Source organism: Vibrio ordalii ATCC 33509 (genome assembly GCA_000257205.1).
GTDB lineage: Bacteria > Pseudomonadota > Gammaproteobacteria > Enterobacterales > Vibrionaceae > Vibrio > Vibrio ordalii.
This window is the reverse complement of the sequence record AEZC01000066.1, coordinates 1-23,026: the sequence shown is the minus strand read 5'-3', so window position 1 is coordinate 23,026 and position 23,026 is coordinate 1. Positions and strand designations below refer to the sequence as shown.

Annotated in this window: 11 protein-coding genes and 3 pseudogenes; 7 read left to right on the top strand and 7 right to left on the bottom strand. The window is 46.7% G+C overall.

Annotated features, from left to right (window positions below):
- Positions 1-3: 3 nt before the first annotated feature.
- The 4 genes and pseudogenes from rsxB to fvtA all read right to left on the bottom strand — a co-directional run bounded on the left by rsxB (position 4) and on the right by fvtA (position 4,259).
- Positions 4-591, bottom strand: a complete 588-nt coding sequence (gene rsxB, locus VOR_RS0104130) for an electron transport complex subunit RsxB (RefSeq protein WP_010318464.1) — start codon at positions 589-591, stop codon at positions 4-6.
- Between the two features lies 1 nt (position 592).
- Positions 593-1,174 (bottom strand): electron transport complex subunit RsxA, encoded by a 582-nt coding sequence (rsxA, locus tag VOR_RS0104125; protein WP_010318463.1) that lies wholly within the window; start codon positions 1,172-1,174, stop codon positions 593-595.
- Positions 1,175-1,331: 157 nt separating this feature from the next.
- On the bottom strand, positions 1,332-2,123 hold the full coding sequence (locus VOR_RS0104120) for a 4'-phosphopantetheinyl transferase family protein (protein WP_286118377.1): 792 nt from the start codon (positions 2,121-2,123) through the stop codon (positions 1,332-1,334).
- 55 nt (positions 2,124-2,178) lie between these two features.
- Positions 2,179-4,259 (bottom strand): annotated as a pseudogene (gene fvtA / locus VOR_RS0104115) (TonB-dependent siderophore vanchrobactin receptor FvtA).
- A 164-nt stretch (positions 4,260-4,423) separates the two neighbouring features.
- Here fvtA and vabH point away from each other — a divergent pair.
- The 5 genes and pseudogenes from vabH to VOR_RS16745 all read left to right on the top strand — a co-directional run bounded on the left by vabH (position 4,424) and on the right by VOR_RS16745 (position 17,177).
- Positions 4,424-5,764 carry a vanchrobactin esterase VabH gene (vabH, locus tag VOR_RS0104105; protein WP_029626896.1) on the top strand — a complete coding sequence of 447 codons (1,341 nt, stop codon included), beginning with the start codon at positions 4,424-4,426 and terminating at the stop codon, positions 5,762-5,764.
- Positions 5,765-5,785: 21 nt separating this feature from the next.
- Positions 5,786-5,980 (top strand): MbtH family protein, encoded by a 195-nt coding sequence (locus tag VOR_RS0104100; protein WP_010318459.1) that lies wholly within the window; start codon positions 5,786-5,788, stop codon positions 5,978-5,980.
- Between the two features lie 105 nt (positions 5,981-6,085).
- Positions 6,086-14,592: pseudogene (vabF, locus tag VOR_RS17710) on the top strand (vanchrobactin non-ribosomal peptide synthetase VabF).
- A gap of 102 nt (positions 14,593-14,694) precedes the next feature.
- On the top strand, positions 14,695-16,008 hold the full coding sequence (vabS, locus tag VOR_RS0104090; protein ID WP_029626895.1) for a vanchrobactin export MFS transporter VabS: 1,314 nt from the start codon (positions 14,695-14,697) through the stop codon (positions 16,006-16,008).
- A gap of 245 nt (positions 16,009-16,253) precedes the next feature.
- On the top strand, positions 16,254-17,177 hold the full coding sequence (locus VOR_RS16745; RefSeq protein WP_010318457.1) for an isochorismatase family protein: 924 nt from the start codon (positions 16,254-16,256) through the stop codon (positions 17,175-17,177).
- 112 nt (positions 17,178-17,289) lie between these two features.
- Here the strand turns inward: VOR_RS16745 and vabE are convergent, their stop codons facing one another.
- Both vabE and VOR_RS0104075 read right to left on the bottom strand, forming a co-directional pair.
- The gene (vabE, locus tag VOR_RS0104080) at positions 17,290-18,921 is read right to left on the bottom strand and encodes a 2,3-dihydroxybenzoate-AMP ligase VabE (protein ID WP_029626894.1); all 1,632 of its coding nucleotides are present in this window, start codon (positions 18,919-18,921) and stop codon (positions 17,290-17,292) included.
- 3 nt (positions 18,922-18,924) lie between these two features.
- Positions 18,925-20,112 carry an isochorismate synthase gene (locus VOR_RS0104075; protein WP_029626893.1) on the bottom strand — a complete coding sequence of 396 codons (1,188 nt, stop codon included), beginning with the start codon at positions 20,110-20,112 and terminating at the stop codon, positions 18,925-18,927.
- Positions 20,113-20,288: 176 nt separating this feature from the next.
- Between VOR_RS0104075 and VOR_RS0104070 the strand changes: the two genes are divergently transcribed.
- A complete protein-coding gene (locus VOR_RS0104070) occupies positions 20,289-21,065 on the top strand; it encodes a 2,3-dihydro-2,3-dihydroxybenzoate dehydrogenase (protein WP_029626892.1) in 777 nt (258 codons plus the stop codon).
- Between the two features lie 59 nt (positions 21,066-21,124).
- Here the strand turns inward: VOR_RS0104070 and VOR_RS0104065 are convergent, their stop codons facing one another.
- Positions 21,125-22,201 (bottom strand): 3-deoxy-7-phosphoheptulonate synthase, encoded by a 1,077-nt coding sequence (locus tag VOR_RS0104065; protein ID WP_010318453.1) that lies wholly within the window; start codon positions 22,199-22,201, stop codon positions 21,125-21,127.
- A 352-nt stretch (positions 22,202-22,553) separates the two neighbouring features.
- On the opposite strand from VOR_RS0104065, the pseudogene VOR_RS16740 reads away from it, so the two are divergent.
- Positions 22,554-23,026, top strand: a pseudogene (locus VOR_RS16740) (LysM peptidoglycan-binding domain-containing protein); the annotation flags it as partial.

Sequence of the window (23,026 nt, the reverse complement as noted above, 5' to 3'; positions counted from 1 at the left end):
TCCTTAATTCACGCTTTTCTGCGCACGTGAGGCAGAGTCGGTAACATCAACAACAGCAATCGCGTTCATTTGCCACTTCCAAGTATCGGTCGTAGTTTCTACCGGGATCATTTCAATACAGTCCGTTGGGCAGGGAGCAACACACAGATCACAGCCAGTACATTCTGACTTGATCACGGTATGCAGAGCCTTAGTTCCACCAACAATGGCATCTACGGGACAAGCTTGAATGCATTTTGTACAACCGATGCACATATCTTCATGAATGAAGGCAACGGTTTTGACCTTATTATCAAGATCATGCGCAGACTCTTCGGCTTCAACGCCCATTAAGTCAGCCAATTTTTCAATGGTTGCTTGGCCGCCGGGCGGGCATTTATTGATTTTATCGCCATTGGCAATGGCTTGTGCATAAGGGCGACAGCCCGGATAGCCACATTGACCGCATTGTGTCTGCGGTAAAATCGCATCAATCTGATCGACGATAGGATCGGCTTCTACTTTAAAGCGAATAGAGGCAAAACCTAAGATAGCGCCAAACACAGCGGCCAATGCGACAAGTGCAAGAATAGCGATGAGTATTGTGCTCATATTACAACTTCACCAATCCTGTAAAACCCATGAAGGCGAGTGACATAAGACCTGCGGTTATCATAGCAATGGATGCCCCTTTGAAGGGCGTTGGTACGTCGGCTACGCCGATGCGTTCGCGCATGGAAGCAAACAGAATCAATACCAATGAGAACCCAACCGCGGCACCAAAACCATAAATAATGGATTGAATGAAATTATGATTTTCGTTGATGTTGAGAAGCGCAACCCCAAGTACCGCACAGTTGGTGGTGATAAGAGGAAGAAAAATTCCGAGCAGGCGATATAACGTTGGGCTGGTTTTGTGTACCACCATTTCGGTGAACTGCACCACCACGGCGATCACTAAAATAAAGCTCATGGTGCGTAAGTACTCAATACCTAACGGTTTAAGGACATAGCTTTCTACTAAATACGCACACACTGACGCTAGAGTTAGCACGAAAGTCGTCGCTAACCCCATCCCTATTGCGGTTTCTAGTTTTTTTGATACGCCCATAAAAGGACATAGCCCTAGAAACTTTACCAGTACAAAGTTATTGACCAGCACAGTGCCGATTAATAACAAAAAATATTCGGTCATAGTTATATAAGTCTTAAGTTCCGATCTGGTGATTATCGTGCTTTGCCAAGCGAATAACAACCAAGGAAAGATAAGGTTTTATACCTTTGACGGAATTTTGTACGCTGCTACGCCAGTATTAGGTTGATATGGGGCGTTATAAAGCAGTGTCAGCCGGCTATTTTTTATGTGTCGAAAAATGGGCTTGACTTAAATAACACCAAGTCAGTACATACTCACTGTCAGGCCAGTGGTAACCAACGCTGATTGTGTATGACGGGTTTAAAAAAGGGTGAAGATCAGTGTGAATCTGAAAAATGAGCCGCTTGGCGTGTTTGTCAACGTGGATCAGCTCTACCACGTGAAAATCAAGAACCTGTTCAACCCATGGATAAATGGCTTTATAAATCGATTCCTTTGCGGAAAAAATCAGCGTAATAAAGCTCGCTAATTGGGCAAAGTGATGAGCAAAAATGTGCTCTGCGGGTGTCATTACTTGCTGGCGAATATCACTGAGCCATTCATCTCGTATGAGTTGTTCAATATCAATACCAAGAGCGGCACACGCTTGAGTCTGGTGAGTGGCGGCTGCGATAGCGTAGCCATGGCAATGGGATATTGAGCCTACGATATTTTGCGGCCAAACCGCTTGATTCCCCTTGCCAATCTCTAACGTTAGCGACTGTGATTGATCCAGTTTGGTTAGGCAGTGTTTTGCACACATCCTGCCAGCTAAAAATTCACAATGGCGTTTTAGCACGGCTTGGTTTAAAGAAGAGGGCAGGGAGATCCCTTGTTCTTCAAGTTTATTTTTGTATTCAGGTAGATACTTCACTTCAAGCTGGTGGTATTGGATGAAAGATGGCCAGTTTGGAATGATGAGCATGCCTATTTTACCTATCGAGTGAGTGAACTTGTTCGATGCGTCGCCTGCATGGTGACGTTTATCTAAGATTGAGTGAAAAATCACTCCCCTAGCCAAAAACTAAGTGTTGATGTCTCGGGGAGTGAGTCAGAGTGACTAACTAGAACTGGTAATCAGCGACTATGCCAAAGGTGCGTGGACCGCCGACTTCGTAGAGATCACTTTTCTGGCGAATCACGTACTCTTCATCAGTGACATTTTTCACGTAAGCGCGAATCGTCAAATCGTTGAGAGTGTAACCTGCATTCAGATTGAACACGGTGTAATCGCCAGCCGTTTTACTCTCGGTGTTGGCTAAATCGGTATAGTAATCGGAAACGTGGTTGACACGAGCACCAAAAAATAGACCAGAATCTAAGTGTTGAGTAAAGCCCGCACCTGCAGACAGTTTAGGAGCGTAACTGAACTCATTGCCTGAGAGATTGGTAGATGTACCGGTTGGTCCTTCGCTGATGTCCGTTTTAAGAAGACCGACAAACGCAAACAGGTCGAGCCCAGAATCAAACCAGTAAGAGGCTTCAACTTCCGTACCGTAAGTTTTCCCTTTCGGTATATTGGTAATATAGGTGTCGAAGCGTTTGCCGCTGTCACCAGAGACCGAAGTTTGATAATTTTTGTAGTCGTTGTAGAACAGGTTAGCGGTCAGATCCAGCTTGTCATCCAGGAAGCTTGAACGAGAACTTAGCTCGTAGCTCCAGACTTTTTCTTGTTCAAAAACAAAAACTTCTTCTTTGTACTCGTTATAGCCTAATCCACCGGCATTGTAGCCTTTACGGGTCGTAAGACCGAGGGTGGAGTGATCTGAGACATCAAGTAATAGACCAATCTTAGGCAATAGGATGCCGTCATCTTCATCGGCTTTAAAATCGAGTGGTAGGGTAGCGTGATCGAAATCTCGCTTCAGTTCATCTCTTTCATAACGTGCACCTAATAATAGCTGCCAGCGATTATCCAAACGAATTCTTGAGTCAAAGTAGATTGAGTTGGTTAAAACTTCATCTTTACGTTTTAATGCATCTGTTTCGGTGTATTGATCTTTGAAGAAGCTGGCTAGGCCTAAAGTCGCATTGTACTTCCCATCAAGTGATTGATATGTAAGCTTTGCTTCTGCAGTGTAGTTATCTTCATCCACATCACCATACCAGTCAGTTTTAGGGTAAGCTTTGAACTTGGTGGTGTAGTTACGATGGGCGACTAAAATATCCGTTGTCAGTTCATCATTAATCACATAATTGACGTCTAGGTTGATATTCCAGCTTTTGGTTTCTTGGCGACGCGTGCCACTTTTGCTATGCAGTTCAAGTGTGCCCGGCTTGGTAACGAAGTTGGTATATTGCCCCTCTTCATTACGGCTACCAACCGTTAGCTTGGCTGTTAGCTTGTCATTTCCTTGGGGTTTCCACAATAATTTACCACGGACATTATAGGATTCGAGCTCGGAAGGATCCCAAGGGTACTGATCGCCGTTAGGCAGAGAGTAATCGATAGGGGTATTACCTTTGGTGCCTTCAGCGGCAAGACGAAACGCTAAAGTATCTTCAACTAGAGGTGCCGACATGACCCCTGCGAGATGATATTTACTGTCTTCATTTTCATAACCAGCGCGAACTTTACCCTCACGGTGGAACGTTGGATCCTTAGTTTTGATCACAACAGCACCGGCAATACTATTGCGGCCTTGGTTGGTGGATTGTGGCCCTTTATAGACTTCCACTTGTTCTGTATCCCACAGTCCAGCTTTACCAAACGCTTCTCCAGACCAAGATTCAGACACGCCGTCTACCGTGGTATTGACGCGAGGTGTTGCGCCTGTCATGAAGGTCAGAAAACCTTCGCCGGGGCCACGTCCATCGACCCCACGAATGTGTGGAATGCCCGAAGGTGCATTGAGTACGTTGGGTACGCGGTCGAGCAGATCGTAGTAATCTCGGCTTTCACCATCATCCACTTCATCGGTGAATAGGGTGAGCGAACTGGTGTTTTCGGCCAGTGTTCCTCCCAATTTATCACCCACCACAACCACAGTATCTTGCTTTCTCTGCGGCTCTTTTTTTCGAGCTGTTCCGCGACAACATTTGCGCTAGTACTAACGCAGAGGATGCCAATCAGTGTGGCGAGTTGAGTCTTATTGATATTTCTGACTGCTTTACCACTACCGTTATTCATACCCATGGGCTTCATGACCTAAAAGTTCCTTAATAGAAAAAATGATGTTACTGCAACCATTATCAAATCACCTGCTGCTGGTTGTAATGTTAATGATAATTGTTATTATTTGCAATATCATCAATGCAGTTTTATGCTACTTAGCTTCTATGTTTCAAAAATACTAGGCTTGATATGGGGTGGTTTTAGTGATGGCTGTTAATCAGGAGAGCTTACAAGAGAGGGTTGAGCTCAATGAGGTGTTGGTCCGTTTTATTCAAGAGGGCGGCTCTATTGGTGACGAGCCTTGGTGGGCACATGTTCAATCGTTCGGCATGCCTTATATGATTGAAATAAATGGTGAATATGCAAAGTTGCTTTTTTTATGGCGTGAGCCGAAGCAGAGTGTGGCCGCAAATAAAGCGATCTACGTTGATATTAATGGTGTCACCGATCATCACAGTTTTTCGATGGCGAAGTTTACTCATATCGATAATACCGATGTGTGGTTTTATATCGATAGCGTCAAACCGAGTTGGCGAGGAGGGTACTCTTTTATTCCTGTCCCAGAAGCGTTAGTGCAGCCGAGTTACCAAGGTTCATATGATGCAATGCGCCACCAACATCGGCAATGGCTACGCTCCATTTTTCCACTGAGTTGCGCTGATCCACTGGCTCAAAATGATTTGTCAAAATGCGAGTGGGGGCGCGCGAAAACACCTTGTCATATGCCTAAAGCGCTTACGCAAACAGAGTGGCTCGGTTTCGATTCAGCGCAAGGTCAGTGCTTCAAAGTTGCCGATTCGACCTTCACTTGGCGCAGCACTTTGCTCGGTACATCGCGCGAGATTTGGCTTTATTCGACCGCGCAAAGACCCACCACTGAGTTGTTACCCTTGGTGTTGATGCTGGATGGCCGTTTTTGGTCTCAATCGATGCCGGTTTATGAGGCTCTTTCACAGGCGACCCACAGTGGAAAGCTTCCAGCGGCGCTCTATGTGTTGATTGATGAAATTAGCGCTCAACAACGCAGTGATGATCTCAGCTGTAATACGGTGTTTTGGCAAGCCGTGATGGAGGAGTTACTCCCCTCGATTAACGAGCGCGTCAGAGTAACCCGCGATGCAGACCAAACGGTGATCGTAGGCCAGAGTTTAGGAGGCTTAGCGGCAATGTACGCAGCATTACACTGGCCGCAGCGATTCGGTTCTGTGGTTTGTCAATCGGGTTCATTTTGGTGGCCCGATTTCTCGATCGTTAAACCCCCCAGTGAATATTGTCCAGCGAAAAGCGACTCGCGATTAAGCAAAATGAGCCAAGAGGTACATCAAGGTTTAGGTGCCAATTCACGTCTTGCGCTTTTCCTCGAAGTGGGTAGCGGCGAAGACATCATGATCGATTTAAGTCGAGATCTATACCAACAATTGGCTTCACAACAACATCGAATTCAATTTCGTCTGTTTGACGGCGGTCACGATCGACTCTGTTGGCGCGGCGGGATCATCGATGGCTTGTCATATGTTTTAGAACCTTATCTTTAATTTTCAGCGGTAGAGAGAAATATGTCAGAAAAATACATCAACCCTTTTGATGAATCTAAGCATCAATTTTTAGTGCTGATCAATTCGCATAATCAATACAGTTTATGGCCAGAATTCAAAGCCATTCCCGCTGGTTGGCAAGCCATCCTTGGACCGAGGTCAAAACAAGAGTGTTGCAACTACATCGAAGCTCAGTGGTTAGATATTCGAGCTTAAACCAAACGAGTTTTGACTCCTGCAATAGCGGCGCTGTTCATTCATGCTTGTTAAGCGGGGTAACAAAAAGGGACATAGGCAATGACTTTTGTTAGGAATAAAGAGATGCACAACTCATCAGTGCAAGAGGATCAGTGGCCTCTTATCGGCACACAGCAAGGTATTTGGTTTGCCGAGCAGATGATGCCCAATCCAGAGCAATTTAATGTTGCCCACTACGTGGTGATTCAAGGTCAAATCGATATTGAGTTATTTTCAAACGCGGTAGCCATCGGCTTGCAAGGCGTTGATTCCCTCCACTGCCATTATCTAGAGCGCGATGGCAGCGTGAGGCAGCAGTTTTATCCAGCGGATGAAGAAGGGCAGTGGCTTGAAATCCTCGACTTTTCACAAGCCGCCTTGCCAGAAGAGTCGGCTCGGGAGTGGATGAAGCACGATCTTGCGCAGCGGTTGGACATTTCAGCAAGAAAGAGGCGTTTCCGACACTGTTTAATTGATGTTGGTTCAAGCAATGCACCGCAATGGTTTTGGTATCAACGTTACCATCATATTGACGTGGATGGGTTCAGCGTGAATGCCATCAGTCAATACATCTGCCAACTTTATAACCATTGGCGGATTGGCGCTGCGAAACCTCAAGAGTTCAGCGCTTTTAGTAATGTAATTCAAGAATATCAGCAATTTTTAGACTCGGCAGCGCGCCAGCAGGCGTATGACTTTTGGCAAACGCAAGCGGCTCATTTACCCAATGTTATTTCGCTCACCACAGGTAGCGCAGCCAATACATCATCGAGCACGATCACTCACACCGTGCCATTAATCGGTGGAGAGTGGTTAACTCGCTATAGTCCACAGTTGTTACCCGCCGAGCTTGCGATGGCGATGGTATTTGCTTATCTCCATTTACATTCTGGGCAAGAGCAAGTGTGTGTGGGTGTCCCCTTTATGCGCCGAATGGGCAATGCCGCCACTTGTGCCGCTGGTGCGGTAGTGAATGTACTGCCGGTGGCGCTGTCACTTCATCCACAAATGAGCATTATTGATGTGGCGCGAGAGATGAATAAAACCATCCGCCAAGTTCGTCGCCACCAGATGTATGACGCTGAGCAGATCCAGCGTGATTTGGGATTAGTAGGCCAGCCGCTCTATGGCCCGATACTCAACTTTAAACCCTTTGACGCTGCATTGAGTTTATCTGGCGTAGAGACTGAGACACATATCCTCTCGGCAGGTCCGATTGATGAGATTGAATTTTCGCCAGTGCTCGATGGTCAGACACTGAGTGTTAATATCACGGCCAACAGCACCAAATATAGCCAAGAGTCATTAGAACTTCATGCCGCTCGTTTCGTTGCGATGGTAGAGCAGATTGCCAACCATCCAACACAGCCACTTGATTTGGTAGAGTTAATCCCGCCGAGCGAGAAGCAGCAGATTACTTTGTGGTCGGTGGGGCCACAACATGAACATGAAACAGAGCAAACTGTGCTGGATGTATGGCAGCAGACGGTTGAGAGCAAGCCAAACGAAGATGCCTTGGTGTTTAAACAGCAGCGTTGGACATTTGATGCCTTCAATCACCTCATTGAAACTCGAGCGGATCAACTGATTACCGCGGGCTTGCGCCAAGGTGATATTGCCGGTGTCGCGTTACGACGTGGGCCTGAAAGCGTCGTGACTATGCTAGCGATTTTGCGAGCGGGTGCGATTTACCTGCCTATCGATCTTGATTATCCCATAGAACGTATTGAATCGATTGTTGAACAAGCACGCCCTTGGTGCTTAGTTGTGGAGGAGAATGAGCAAAACATGGCTTATTCATCGATAAGCTACGTTCCTAGGTTTATTGCTCTTCCTGAATTGGCTCGCATTCACACCGCGCCACAACCCAAACCGACGATCAGCCACGGCGATGTGGCTTATATCATCTTTACTTCTGGGTCGACTGGCCAGCCTAAAGGGGTCATGAACACACATGGAGCGCTGTTGAATTTACTGCGCTCTCATCAAGGTTCGATTTTTTCTGCGGCCATCAGCAAACTGGCGACACGTCGTCAGTTACCAGAACAAGCTATTACTGTTCGTGCGGCGCATACGACGTCATTCTCCTTCGATGCTTCTTGGGAGCAAGTACTCTGGATGTTGTCTGGCCATACTATGTATTTGTATGACGATGAACAACGGAAAGACGCCTACGAACTGGTTCAGTATGTTGCTGAAGATAATATCGATGCTCTTGATTTACCGCCTTTACTGTTTGATCAAATGCTCGATAGTGGGTTGATGACGAACGCTCACGTGCCAACGTTAGTTTTGATTGGTAGTGAAGCCATACCACAAAAGCTTTGGTCCCGTGTGAGTGAGTTTCCCGAACTGCTGGTGGAAAATTTTTATGGACCAACCGAATTTACGGTTGATGCGCTCAGCGCTTCGCTTGATGCAGATGCATCGCCTGTCATTGGTCGACCCATTGCCGGTGCTTGTGTTTACGTGCTTGATGAAAATTTAGAGCCTGTCGCTATTGGTGAGGTGGGTGAGCTTTATTTATCGGGTGCGGGGTTAGCAAAGGGCTACCTCAACCAGCCAAGTATGACAGCAGAACGTTTTGTGGCGAACCCCTTTGCGTATGGCAAGATAATGTACCGCACTGGTGATTTGGTGAAGTGGCGAGACAATGGGCTACTGGATTTTGTTGGCCGGTGTGATCACCAAATCAAAATTCGCGGTTTTCGTATTGAATTGGGCGATGTAGAAAGCGCTATTAATGCGATTGATGGTGTTAATACGACGGTAGTCGTGGCAGAGCCTGTTGGCGATACTCATCGTTTATTGGCTTACTGTACTTTGGAAAAAGGGGCTCAGGGTGAGTCAGTTCAATCCGCGTTCACAGAGCAAAGACTGCAAAGTCTTATCGCACAGGCGCTGCCTGACTATATGCAGCCTGCCAATGTGATGATCTTGGATGCTTTCTCTTTGAATGTGAATGGGAAAATCGATAGAAAAGCGCTCCCTAAGTACTCGGCAGGCACACGTAGCAAACGCGTGGCCCCAATAACCCAACCAGAGCAGTTGTTATGTGATGCGATCACCGAGTTACTCGGTGTCAGTGACGTAGGAATGTCAGATGACTTCTTTAACCTAGGCGGGGACAGTATTTCGGCAATGAGCCTTGGGACGCGATTGCGAACGGCGGGCTATGATCTACGACCCAAAGCTATTTTTGCAGCCCGTCAACTGGGTATGATGGCGAGCCAAATGGTGCCACTACAGCAACAACAGCGCGAGAAACAAGAAGGCATTATCCGGCCTCTACCTATGTGGCAATGGTTTGAGGAGACATTTTCTAATACAACCAGTTATGTGCAAAGTGTGCTTGTTGAGGTGGAAAGCGAAACCCAATTAGCGCACTTACAAGCCAGTTTAGTGCAACTGGTCGCCAACCATTCCGTATGTCGCTTGGTCCAAAAAGAGCAGCAATACCATATTGAGGCGCTGCAAAATCTTGATGTAAAAAACTGGGTAGAATCGGTTTCGGTTGAGAGGCTAGATGGCCCCGTGTTGGACAGTCTGTTTAGCCAGCGCAGTCAGTCGATGTCAATATCATCGGGTCAGCTATTACGCTTGATGATGATAACGGAGCGCAGTGGGCGTAAAAGTCTCATGATCCTTGCTCACCATTTCCTTATCGATGGTGTCTCTTGGCGAATATTGCTTCCGCAGTTGCAGGCATTAACTCAAGCACAAGTCACAGGTGAAGTGGCGGTGATTTCTGAGGAGGTTACCGGTATCCATTGTTGGTCAAAAGCGCTGTATCAACATTTAGCGGTCGCTGCTGCGCAAATGCCATTTTGGCGAGCGCAGGCACAGCGTGCTGTTGCTCCCATCAAGGATCCTGTCGATAAAATACGCATGGCGCATTGGCGTACGCCACTCTCTCATGCCGTTACGCAGCCGTTATTGGAATTACCCACACACCAGACGAATCTCGATATTGAAGAGGTGCTATTAGCCGCGGTCACGGGGGCGATCGCAAGACTTTATGGGTGTGAAGAGATTAAAGTGAACGTCGAATCTCATGGCCGTGAAGAGTGTAAAGAGGGGATCGATCTCAATCAAACCCTAGGGTGGTTTACCACCGAATATCCGTTGATCATTAGCGTGCCAAAGCAGGGTGATTACCGCGAGCTATTACGTGAAGTGAAGCAAAGTAAGCGCAGTGTGAAAGATAAAGGGCTAGGTTATATGGTGCTGCGCTATCTTGATAATCCGTATCGAGATGAGTTACGCACGCTGGCGAATACACGCCAACCGTCACTGCTGTTTAATTACCTTGGCCGTTTCCAAAGCAGCGATGGTCAGTGGTCACCACAGCAATATAGTGGGCAGTTTGCCGATACATTTGCTGTCACCTTAAACAGTGAACGGGCATTGCAGCATCCCTTAGAGCTAAATATTTTCGTCGAAGAATCGGTAACGCCGCGATTGGTGCTCAACTGGTCTTGGAATGCTCATCTGCTCAGCCAACAGGAAATGGTGTCGCTGAGCCAACAGATTGAAAGTGAGCTGCTCAAAATACAGCAAGCGCTACAAGTTGGCGATAGTGCTGAGTTGGACCTCTCTGTGCCTGCTGACTATACCGAGCCGGGAATCACATTGCGACAAGCGAGCCTATTGCAACACCACCATGGCAAGTTAGCGGATGTACTGCCAGCATTGCCTTTGCAAGAAGGATTACTGTTCCAATCTCAATTAGGGGATAAAAATAGCAGTTATAACTCCACCACGCGTCTTACTTTCCAAGGTCAACTGTCTGAACATCGCGTGAGCGAAGCGCTTAATGCGGTGATTAGGCGTCATCCGCAGTTGCTCGCTCGATTTGATAGTTCGATATTGGGGCGCACCGTACAGGTGATGACGCAGGTTAACCCAAGCTGGCCACTGACACGTTATGACATAACCAACATGAGTGGTGATGAGCAAAGCGCGTTGATTGATCAGTTAGAGAAGCAAGAGCTAAGCCGCCAGTTTGACCTTAACGATCCTACCCACAGCTTATTGCAGGCCCAGTTGATTTTTCATGGTGATCAGCAAAGTACACTGCTCCTTTCAGCACATCATCTGGTAGTCGATGGCTGGTCAACGCCGATTTTATTGAATGACTTTCTCAGTGCATACGCCCAAGGGGTCTCGAATTTACCTCCGGTAACCGTCGGCTATGCTCATGTTGTGAGCCAGCTAACGCAGCGTGATAAAACCGTTGCGACCGAGCTTTGGTGCAAAGTATTAGCGGATGTCCAGCCGTGTATGGCTTTTGATGATATTCCGCTTAGCGAGGAAGTTAACGAGCATCAGTTATGGCTATCAAAGCATAAAACGGATCAGTTAAATCAGTGTTTACGACATCATGGCTTAACCATGAGCACCTTAATGCAAGGCCTTTGGGCGAGTATTCTCGCCAGCATGACGGGCCGCGAAGAGGTGGTTTTTGGTACGCCAATCTCTGGTCGGTTCAGCCGTATTGCCGGTATTGATGAACAGATAGGGTTATTCAGTAATACTGTGCCGGTGCGTGTGACACTGCAACCTCACCTTAGTTTGAGTGAACAATTAAAAGCGCACCAAGCGATCCAAATCCAATTACTGGAGCACGATGAACTTGGCTTGGGTGAGATCCAGCAACTGGTGGGCGGAAAAACACTCTTTGATACTTTGTTGGTGGTCGAAAACTATCCAGATCATAGCCGTTGGTACCAGCAAGACTTTAGCGGCGCGAAATTAATGGCTATCCACAATCGTGGCTATACCCATTATCCATTAACCATTCTCGTCTTACCGGGAGAGCAACTGCATATCCTGTTTGAATATCGAGACCGAGTCGGCGTAGCAAAACAGATCGTACAACGATTTGAGCAAATGCTGGATGAGTTTATGGTTTCGAGTGATAAGCCTTTCGCTGAATGGGAGCTGCGGTTAAGTGGCGAAATTGAATTGCAGCAACGCGTCAACCAGACCAAAACCGCCGTTGAACGCACGACACTGCGTGATTTGATGATCACGCAGCAACAACGTTCTCCACATCAGTTGGCTTTACTCCACATCAGTTGGCTTTAATTGATAGTGAGCACCGTTTTACCTATCAAGCACTGGCTGAGCAGGTGGCCGCCATTGCCGATTTGCTGCTTCAGCAAGGTGTTAAGGCCGGGGATATTGTTGCTGTTGCCTTGCCACGCAGCGCAACCTTGAGCTTGGCGATCTACAGTATTATTGAATGTGGTGCGGCTTATTTACCGTTGGATGTTGGCTATCCGGATGAGCGCTTAGCCTACATGATCAATGATGCTAAGCCTGCGCTGATCATCACTTGCTCTTCATTCACCTCACGTTTTGAAGGTTTAGCGACACTATTGTTGTTGGATAAGTTACCAGCCCCCGTGCGCGCAGAGCGGCAGAGCCGCGCAGATGGGCTTACCCCCTCAAATGCGGCCTACTTGCTTTACACTTCAGGTTCTACGGGTAACCTAAAAGGGGTGTTGGTTTCTCATCAAGCGATTGTCAACCGATTGAAGTGGATGCAGCACCAATATCCTTTGAGCTCTGATGATGTGGTATTGCAAAAAACGCCGTGCAGTTTTGATGTCTCCGTGTGGGAGTTTTTCTGGCCCTTGCTGGAAGGGGCGAGTTTAGTGATGGCTCCGGCTGAAGCGCATAAAGACCCTGAATGGTTATTGCAAATAATTGACGATTATCACGTGACCACGATGCACTTTGTACCTTCAATGCTGGCTGCTTTCATGGCCTCAATTGAAGCAACTCACCCAACGGGTTTCACCGTAGCACCAAGCCTCAAGCAAGTATTTTGCTCAGGTGAAGCGCTTGCGAAAGAGCTCTGCCATCAGTACGCACGTAGAATTAATGCACCGCTGCATAACTTGTACGGCCCGACGGAAGCGGCGGTTGACGTGACTTACTATCCAGCTTACGGCGAGGCATTAAACGCAAGCGTTGGCCGTAGTGCACCGATTGGTTTACCGGTATGGAACACCCAAGTCTATGTGCTCGATAGCTTTTTAAGAGCGGTACCAATCGGTGTACCGGGCGAGCTCTATCTTGCTGGCGAGCAATTAGCCATCGGTTACTTTAATCGCAGTGCGTTAACGGCGGATCGGTTTATCGCCAATCCGTTTACTTGTGGCGAGCGAATGTACCGCACTGGTGATGTCGTACGTTGGTTAGCGTGTGGCTCGATTGAGTATTTAGGACGCAGTGATGATCAGATAAAAATTCGCGGGCAGCGTGTGGAACTGGGTGAAATTGAAAGCGAATTACAGGCGCTTCCTGCGGTAAAACAAGCGGTGGTCTGTGCTCAGACGCTCTCTACTCATTCCAGTATGTTGTGCGCTGATGAACGGCAAATTATCGGTTACGTCATCGCGCATGATATGAGCGTAACGAATGGCGAGAAGCTACGCGCTGAACTTTCCGAACATTTACCAGCCCATATGGTTCCCGCGGCTATCGTGTTACTGGATCACTATCCGCTTAGCGCCAACGGCAAGCTAGATAAAAAAGCATTACCGCGGCCAAATAACGTCGCGGCACGGGTAGGGCGCAAGGCTCATCCGGGCCTTGAAACACAATTGGTGACGCTATTTGCTCAAGTATTGGCTGTCGAAACACTGTTTGCTGATGATGACTTCTTTACGCTCGGCGGGCATTCACTGCTGGCGATGAAACTAGCGGCAGATATTCGAAGAGCGTTAAACCTACCTGTTACAGTGGGTCAAATCATGGTCAATCCTACGGTGGAGAAACTGGCGAGTTTGCTGCTGGATGACGATGCTTTTAACGACCCCACCTTAGCTGGTTTTGGCGAAGTACTACCTATCCGTGCCGGAAGTGGCCCAGCACTTTTTTGCGTCAACTCTGCTTCTGGCTTTGCTTGGCAATACACAGGGCTACCTAAATATCTGACAGGACATTATCCCATTTATGGTTTGCAATCACCTCGGCCCGGCGGAGCGATGGCGACCAGTGAAACGATGGAAGAAGTGTGTGATCGTTTATTACCCATCTTAAGAGAGATACAGCCATTTGGACCTTATCATCTATTAGGCTATTCATTTGGCGGGATTGTGGCACAAAAATTGGCCGCGAAACTTCAACAACAAGGTGAAGAGGTGCACTTTTTAGGGTTACTGGATACCTATCCACCGGAAGGTCAGAACTGGGATGGCCCGATGGATGAAGAAGAGCAGTACGAAATTGAGCGTGAAAAAGAGCAGTTTCTGGCCATCAATGAGCTAACCGATATTGAATTAGATGAGCAACGTTTGGCGATGTTCAATGAGATTACCGCTAACTATGAAGATGCGGTACGTCTACTTGCACAGGCACAAACGTCTGATTATCAAGGTCCGGCCCACCTTTTCGTGGCGCAGCGCACGGTGCCAGATGGTTATGATATTGATGCTCATTGGCAATCTTTTGTCGGCCAGTTGATTAAACATCAGTTTGATTGTTCACATGAAGATATCTTGGCCCCAGAAAATGTACGCCAGATTGGCGAATGTTTAAATACGCTGCTGGAGTCGAAGGCTGCACTGAAAAAATAACAAAAACCACCATCGACGAAACCAGTGCGTATCAAGGCTGGTTTCGTCTTAATCTTCGCGATGTTTTGAAAGCATTACATTCTGGTTTGAATAGACAATAGTATGAATATAAAGAATATATTTTTAGATTTTAGCCTACTAAAAGACAACCCACATTTCCGAATGGTCTTTATGGCCCGCATGATGTCAGTGCTTGCTCTTGGCATGATGACGGTCGCGGTGCCGATTCAGATACATCAAATGACTGGTTCGACCTTGCAGGTAGGTCTTATCATGGCATTGGATGGTATCGGGATGTTTGTTGGCCTGCTGCTAGGAGGCGTACTGGCCGATAAGTACGATCGCCGTCGATTGATTTTGTTTGCGCGCGCGACCTGTGGCATTGGGTTTGCGGCATTAGCATTGAATAGCACAGTCGCGCAATCCTCCTTAGCGGCTCTCTATATACTCTCGGTGTGGGATGGTTTTTTTGGCGCTATGGGTATGACGGCCTTGATGGCTGCTTTACCGACCATTGTTGGGCGACAAAAATTACCTGAAGCTGCCGCATTGAGCATGCTAACGGTTCGATTGGGTATGGTTCTTTCGCCAGTGATTGGCGGCTTACTGATCACTGTCGGTGATGTCAGTTGGAATTATATTGCGGCTTCTGTTGGAACGCTCTGTACGCTGATCCCACTGTTTAGATTACCTTCGATGAAGCCGCAACATCATACGCCAGAGAATCCATTTCAATCACTGTATGAAGGTGTTCAATTTCTATTTTCAAACAAAGTGGTTGGTTGTGTGGTGCTGTTTGGCACACTCGAAACATTAGCAACTGCGATTAGAGTGATGTTCCCTGCGTTAGCTTTAGTCTCATTTCAGGGTACCGCCGCTAACGCAGGTGTGATGTATTCGGCCATTCCGTTGGGGGCGATGTGTGGCGCACTGACTTCAGGTTGGGTAAAACAGTCGCAAAAGCCAGGAATGGTCTTAATCTACGCGACGTTAGGCTCATTTTTAGCGATTGTGGCTATGGGGCTTGTGAATAATTTTTGGTGGTTTGCTCTCATCTTAGTTGGCTATGGTTATTTGGGTTCGGTCGCTTCTCTGATTCAATATTCGATCGTACAAGGACACACTCCAGATCACCTGCTAGGCCGCGTAAGTAGCCTATGGACGGCGCAAGATGTGTCGGGAGACTCGATTGGATCACTCGGTTTAGGGGCGTTGGGTAAAGTGTTAGCGCCAACGATGTCGATCCTCACTTTTGGCTTGGGTGCAACGGGAATTGGTGCGTTGATGGTGATGGCATTTCGCTCATTACGCCAAGCGACTCTGTTTGATCCAGCGCTTATCGTTAACACAAGCTCAGAACCTAACGTCTCCTCAGATGAGGTCACTTCCCAACCTGCGGCGCAAACGATGAATTAGCTATTCGTTTTGTGGTGGGCTCTCGTTGTGTTGTCGTGAGTCGAGAGCGATATTTTACATATGATTGAGAATTAATCTCATTATCAATTGATTTTTATGTGTAGACTGCTTTAGTATTAATGAAATGATAATTGTTACCATTTGAGTGGCAATTGTCGACGAATACGAGTCTCTTATTTCTGAAGTCGTTATTGGCTTTAAGGCATCACGAACGAGAAAAGCCTCTTTTAACAAGGATTATATTTATGGCGATTCCCAAAATAGCCAGCTACTCCATTCCGTTGGCTGAAACATTTCCGAAAAATAAAGTTCATTGGCATGTCCAAGCCGATAGAGCGGTACTGCTCATTCACGATATGCAAAAGTATTTTATTAACTTTTTTGATCAGTCTCAGGCACCCGTTCCTGAGTTATTAGCGAATATTTCAGAGCTGAAATCACTGGCCCGTCAGGCCAATATCCCCGTGGTGTACACAGCACAACCTCCTAATCAAGACCCTGTAGAGAGAGCGTTACTGACTGATTTTTGGGGAACAGGGCTGACAAAAGATACCGAGATTGTGTCTGAGCTTTCACCTGAAGACGGGGATATTCAATACACCAAATGGCGTTATAGCGCGTTTAAGAAAACGCCGCTGCTGGAGTGGATGAAAGAGACACAGCGTGACCAGTTGATCATTGTGGGTGTATATGCACATATAGGTATCTTATCTACGGCGTTAGATGCTTTTATGTTGGATATACAGCCTTTTGTGGTCGGTGATGCTGTGGCTGACTTCTCTTTGGAAGATCATCATCATACGTTGAAATACATCACAGAGCGTGTTGGCTGCGTGACTTCGCTTGAGGCACTAAAACCACAAATGATCCACAGTCAAGAGACCAGATTATTGAGCCTTGAACAGATGCGTCAGCAAGTGGCTGAGCTATTGGATCTCGATTTAGATGAAGTGGATGTGGATGAGAAGCTCACTTTTCTTGGCTTAGATTCTATCCGCGCGGTTACCTTATTTGAATCATGGCGCAAGATGGGCATAGGGTGCGCCTTTTCAGAGATGATTAAATATTCAACTTTAAGAGAGTGGTGGCATGTGATGGAACCCAGTGTTGTTGCTCAGTCGTCACATCAAGTCACGGACACGCGTTCCACTGAAGAGCAACCGGTTTGAGTATACTGGGCGACTAGACTAGCGAAAGAGAACGCATCGCCTAGTAAAAGCCGATATCGACGATATCGGCTTTTCCATCTTCACGTTATTTTGAGCGCCTGTATTGCCATGATTAGTGAGAGTATTGCGTTCTTAACCATTTTTTGTTGACTTTGCCCACAGGGGTTTTGGGTAATTCATCGACGAAATGGATGTGATCAGGGATCTTAAATTCTGCTAATCCTTGAGCGTGTAAAAATCGTTTCAGAGTAATGGGTTTGAGCGTTTTACCGTTATCTGGAACGACAATGGCGCAACTGCGTTCACCAAGAAACTCATCAGCAATAGCAACCAAAGCCACATCATGAACATCCTGATGTTGAAGTAGCAGGTTTTCAACCTCTTCGGCTGCGATTTTTTCACCACCACGATTAATCTGATCTTTCTCTCGTCCCGTGACGATAATATTGCCCTCAGCCGTCCTACGCACTCTGTCACCTGTGATATAGAAGCCTTGGTCGGTGAATGAGCGCTGGTTATGTTCTGGAGCTCGGTAATAACCTCGAATCGTATAAGGGCCTCTGGTCATGAGCAAGCCTTCCTCACCCATGGCGGCGGGCTCACCCTCATCGTTGATTATCATCACTTCATCATCAGCTGAAATTGGACGTCCTTGAGTAGTAACAATCACGCTGAGTGGGTCATCAAGTCGTGTGTAATTAACCAACCCTTCAGCCATTCCAAACACTTGCTGTAATTGACAGTGAAGAGTCGTCGGTAAGCGCATTGCTGCGGCTTCACTAAACTTCGCTCCGCCGACTTGTACCAGAGTGAGGCTCGCGATGTTTTCTGTAGCGGACTCGGCGTATTTCATCCACAGTAGCGCTAACGGTGGCACTAGCGCTGCGACAGTAATGTGGTGTTTCTCAATTAAACGGAAAGCGGTGTGCGGTGTGGTATCGGAAGCGAGCACGACACAACCGCCGGCATAAAAGACGCCCAGTGCACCGGGCGAGCTGAGTGGAAAGTTATGTGCAACGGGAAGAACACACAAATACCTCGTGTGTGGATCAAACTGACAAATTTGAATGCTACCAAGTACGCTATAAGCGTAGTCATTGTGCGTACGAGGGATCAATTTGGGAGTACCGGTCGTTCCGCCGGAAAGCTGAAAAAAAGCCACTTGATCAGCAAAGACCGAATCAGTAATAGGATCGTCTTCTCCGCAGTGGTAAAGCGTATCTAATTCCTGAATTTGCTCGTGTGAGGATTGACCGCAAACAATGGCATGCAAGAGAGAAGGGCAACTACTTCGTAGTTTCTGAGCGGTTTGCTGTGCGTCAAAGCCCACGATATCGTCTGAAAAAATATAGGCTTTGGCCTGAGTATGTTGGCAAAAATAGCTCAGCTCTAGATAGCGGTGCGCTGGCAGAGCAAGGACAGGTTTAATGCCCCGCATGGTCAAGGCAAAAAAGCAGAGATAGAATTCAGCACGATTGGCCATTTGTAGTACGACATTATCACCCCGCAGCAAACCTAGGGAGCTCAAGCCAGCCGCAAGGCTTATCATTTTCTGATATAAATTTTGATAGCTGTACTGGCCGAACTCATCAATCAGTGCGATGGCGTCAGGGCTTTTTTTGACGGAATCACTGAAATAATCAAATAAGGTTCTTTGTTGCCAGTAGCCTTGTTCACGATAGCGCTGGCTGAATTGCTCAGGCCAAGGGGTAAAATCGGTCGGGTTAAGATTATTCATGACCACTCCTTAGGCGGTAAGTAATTCATCAATTTCAATCCCAGCGGCTTTCAAAATGGTGCTCATTTTTGCCCCTGTTTCATCGAGTTCACTCTGCGGTGAGGATTCATTCACAATGCCAGCTCCAGCGAACACACTCATCTCATTTTGGCTCACTTCCGCGCAGCGTATCGTGACAACCCACTCGCCATTCCCCCGAGCGTCGCACCAACCGATCATGCCAGTGAAGTAGCCGCGGTCGAAGGTTTCGATCTGCTTAATCGCTTGGTAAGCCGATAATCTTGGATAACCACACACTGCGGGTGTGGGGTGTAACTCTGCTGCAATGCGTAGCGAGTTAATCATCGGATCATCGGCTTGTCCTTCAAGCACTGTTGATAAATGCAGCATCGTTTCGGTTTCAATCACTGATGGAACCATAGGGGTAAATAAGTTATGGCAGTAGCGGCTGAGTACTTTCTCGACTTCCTCGACGACGAAGGCATGTTCATTCAGATCTTTTTGCGTATCAAGTAATGAAGCGGAGCGCTGTTGGTTTTGCACCGCGTTGTTTGATTTAGGCCGCGAGCCCGCTAGGGGGTTAGAAACGATAAACCCGCCTTTCTTCGCCAACAACAACTCGGGACTGGCGCCCATTAACTTGGCGTTAGGGTCAATTTCAGTAGAAAAAGTGTAGCCATTGCGATTGATGGACAACAGATTACGCAATAAACGAGTTTGATCGATGTGTTGCGGAGTCGAGAGTTTCACTAAACGTGATAGCACCACTTTTGATAGTTCGGTGGTATTAAACAGCTCAAGTAAGGTTGTGACTCCTTGTTTGTAGTCGTTGCCTGTTGGCGGTGAAACAATGGTCGCTTTGTGGCTCTGCTGCTCCTCTTTTTCACTGGCCCGCGGGCTACCAGAAACATAGAGCTTTTCTGGAATAAAGAAACGCGTCGCCGTCTCTTCATTAAAAGGAATCGTCGCAAATAAAATAGGATTGTCGTACTCATCTGTTTTTGCTGCTTCTAGCATCTTGGTTGCTTGATCCGCCAGCTCACAGAATGGGATCGCCTGATTGAACTGATGAGCAATTCCCACGCCAAGCATGGTGTTGTGAGGCGAAGCAAAAAAGAAGGGAGATTCTTTTAAGTGCTCATCCAATAGCTGATTAGCCATTTTTGAAAACCCAATAACTTCACGTTTCATCACCAAAACTCCATTAATAACGTGTTACGCCTAATTGCTTATTATTTTACAAACCACTAAAGTACGCAGATTATATATGATAATAATTATCAATAACAAATGATAATTAATGTTATTAACTGAGGATGAGATTCGGTTATGGCTATGGTTTAGTGTGGATTTAACGGAGTAAAGTTAGGAAAATGATGAAATTAGACGAAACGGTTTTATTGACTGGAGCCGGACAGGGGATTGGTTATGCGGTATTGGAATCTTTACTGGCGAGCGGTTATCGAGTTGTAGCGACGGATAGAAATCACCCCCAATTAACTCAGCAATTAGCGAGTTTGAACGAGCGCTATACCGAGCAGCTTCATTGCTATGAGCTTGATTTACAGCATCATGACGACGTAAAAAAAAGGGTACAAGAACTGAATGAGCGCTATCAGTTTGATCATTTCATCAGCTGCGCTGGCATATTGCACCTTGGTTCAATAACCGAATTATCGATGTCAGAGATCAAAGCGATGTTTGATGTCAATACGTTTGGCACCTTAGCCGCTTTGCAAGGGGTTACGATAGGAATGAAAGTGCGCCAGCGTGGCAATGTTATTGTGATTGGCTCTAACTCAGCGAATACGCCTCGGCTCAATATTGGAGCATATGCGGCATCTAAATCGGCTTTGCATATGTTGGTCAAGTGCGCAGCTCTTGAGCTTGCAAACGATGGAATTCGATGCAATATCGTTAGCCCAGGCTCAACACGCACCGAAATGCAAACGCAGTTATGGAACAGCGAATATGGTGAAAGAGAAGTGATAAAAGGTAATCTTGAACAGTACCGTTTGGGGATACCCCTTGGCAAAATGGCGGAGCCCGAAGACATTGTTGGGGTTGTTATGTTTTTGATGTCCAATGCAGCAAGTCAAATCACCATGCATGATTTGAGAGTGGATGGCGGCGCTACGCTCGATAATTAGGTGAAGGCCGCTGACGGTAGGAAAGGTGAAGCAAGTAGGAGCTTCACCTTAGTGGTCGTTTACACTGGAGCGGGCTGACAATATTGCTGCTGTTGAAGCGTTGCGACCGCATCATCGAGCGTATTTAAAAAGCACATTGTATCCTCCCAACTTAAGCACTCATCAGTGATCGATTGACCGTAGTAGAGCGGGCCTTTATCTAAAGCTTGGCTACCGCCTTGCAAAAAGCTTTCGCACATTACCCCCGCAATGTGGCGCTCTCCAGACAGCAGTTGCTGGGCTATGTTGTTTATTACATCCAATTGATTCTTAGCGATTTTTCCACTATTGCCGTGGCTGCAGTCAACCACTAGCCTACTACTGAGTTGGCTATGGTGTAATTGATAAGCCGCACTTTTAACACTGTGACTTGCATAGTTTGGCGTGACACCACCACGTAAAATAATATGGCAATATGGATTACCTTGAGTTTGCACCGCAACCGGTTGTCCATTCTCACCCGCCATAATCAACAGATGTGAATCGTTAGCGGCATGAATCGCATCGATTGCAATTGTCGTATTGCCGTCAGTACCATTTTTAAAACCAATAGGGCAGTGCAATGCTGACGCGAGTTGGCGATGCGGTTGTGATTCAGTGGTTCTTGCGCCAACCGCACCCCAACAAATAAGGTCCGCGATATACGGAGCGATATGCGTATCTAAAAACTCAGTCGCTGTTGGTACACCTAGTGCTAAGACTGACTTGAGTAATTCACGGCTAGAGTTGAGCCCTTTGAGTAAGTTAAATTGACCGTTGAGATCAGGGTCAACCATGTATCCTTTCCAGCCAGTCCGCGTTCTCGGTTTTTCAAAATAGGTTCGCATCACCAACTTGAGAGTGCTGCTGAACTGTTTTTGTGCCTTTGCGAGTCTGTGTGCATAGTCAATTGCAGCCTCAGGGTCGTGGATTGAACATGGCCCAATAATCACCAACATCCTTGAGTCACGACCCGCCAAGATATTTTGAATATCTTGTCTGTGTTGGTGAACGGCCATTGATCGTTGATTATCGGTTTCTGATGATTTGTCTAGAAGGTAGAGATTGGGTAAAGGAGTGATTGATGAAGCGTTCATCACATTATGTAGAGATTTCATGAGCACTATCCGCATAAACATTATGACGTAATGATAATTATTATCATTAATTATTTTCGATAGTGTGAAACATTTGTACAATTGTCAATATGTAAACAGATTTAAATCAAAATGGAGGAACGCGTTTAAAATGAAGTAGTAGCAATGATCAATGACTATTATGTTTGATATAAATGTGCCACTTTGCAAAGTGGCTTATTCATTCATTCATTCATTCATGATTAAGTGGTCATCAATAATAAATATTTTATTGAATAAAAATCACAATGTTTGCAATTGGTAGGCAGAATCTATGGTTATAAATCCTGCAATTCCCGCTGGTTAGGTAGAATACGCCCATTGAAAGTAGCGGATGGATTTGACTGTGAGTTATCGAGTGGTACAGCTAACCGAACTGATGACCTATGAGTTTGAGCAAGTCGAAGGTGATATCGAAAGGTTGGACGAGAGAGCGTTAGGCTCTGCGATCCCTCAGGGGATGAGCTATGCCAGTTTTATGGAGAAGCTCAAAAGTGGTGAGTTAGCCTTGCTGACGGATTCACCTTCTAAGCCTGTGATGCTCCAAAACGGAATGAGCAAATCTTGGGAATTATCGACTGAAGGACAAGAGGCACTTTCGCCAGAAGCGAAGAACGCCTACCTTTCCAGGACAAAAATGTCTGGCGGTGCGGCTGGTGGTGCTGCGCCAAGTAGAGGTGGTGCAAGTGAGCCTAGTATTGACGAAACGTATGTTCCTGAGCCTGTGAAACCCGACCAAAGAGAAACGACACCCAAGATTAAATATGAGTATTGTTTTGAAATAGCGTGTTCAGATGAAACGTTTAA

Bases quoted from the DNA above. Each gene is read 5' to 3' on its own strand.
- rsxB (WP_010318464.1), bottom strand. From the start codon at position 591: ATGAGCACAATACTCATCGCTATTCTTGCACTTGTCGCATTGGCCGCT.
- VOR_RS0104100 (WP_010318459.1), top strand. From the start codon at position 5,786: ATGTCAGAAAAATACATCAACCCTTTTGATGAATCTAAGCATCAATTT.
- rsxA (WP_010318463.1), bottom strand. From the start codon at position 1,174: ATGACCGAATATTTTTTGTTATTAATCGGCACTGTGCTGGTCAATAAC.
- VOR_RS0104065 (WP_010318453.1), bottom strand. From the start codon at position 22,201: ATGAAATCTCTACATAATGTGATGAACGCTTCATCAATCACTCCTTTA.
- VOR_RS16745 (WP_010318457.1), top strand. From the start codon at position 16,254: ATGGCGATTCCCAAAATAGCCAGCTACTCCATTCCGTTGGCTGAAACA.
- VOR_RS0104070 (WP_029626892.1), top strand. From the start codon at position 20,289: ATGATGAAATTAGACGAAACGGTTTTATTGACTGGAGCCGGACAGGGG.
- vabS (WP_029626895.1), top strand. From the start codon at position 14,695: ATGAATATAAAGAATATATTTTTAGATTTTAGCCTACTAAAAGACAAC.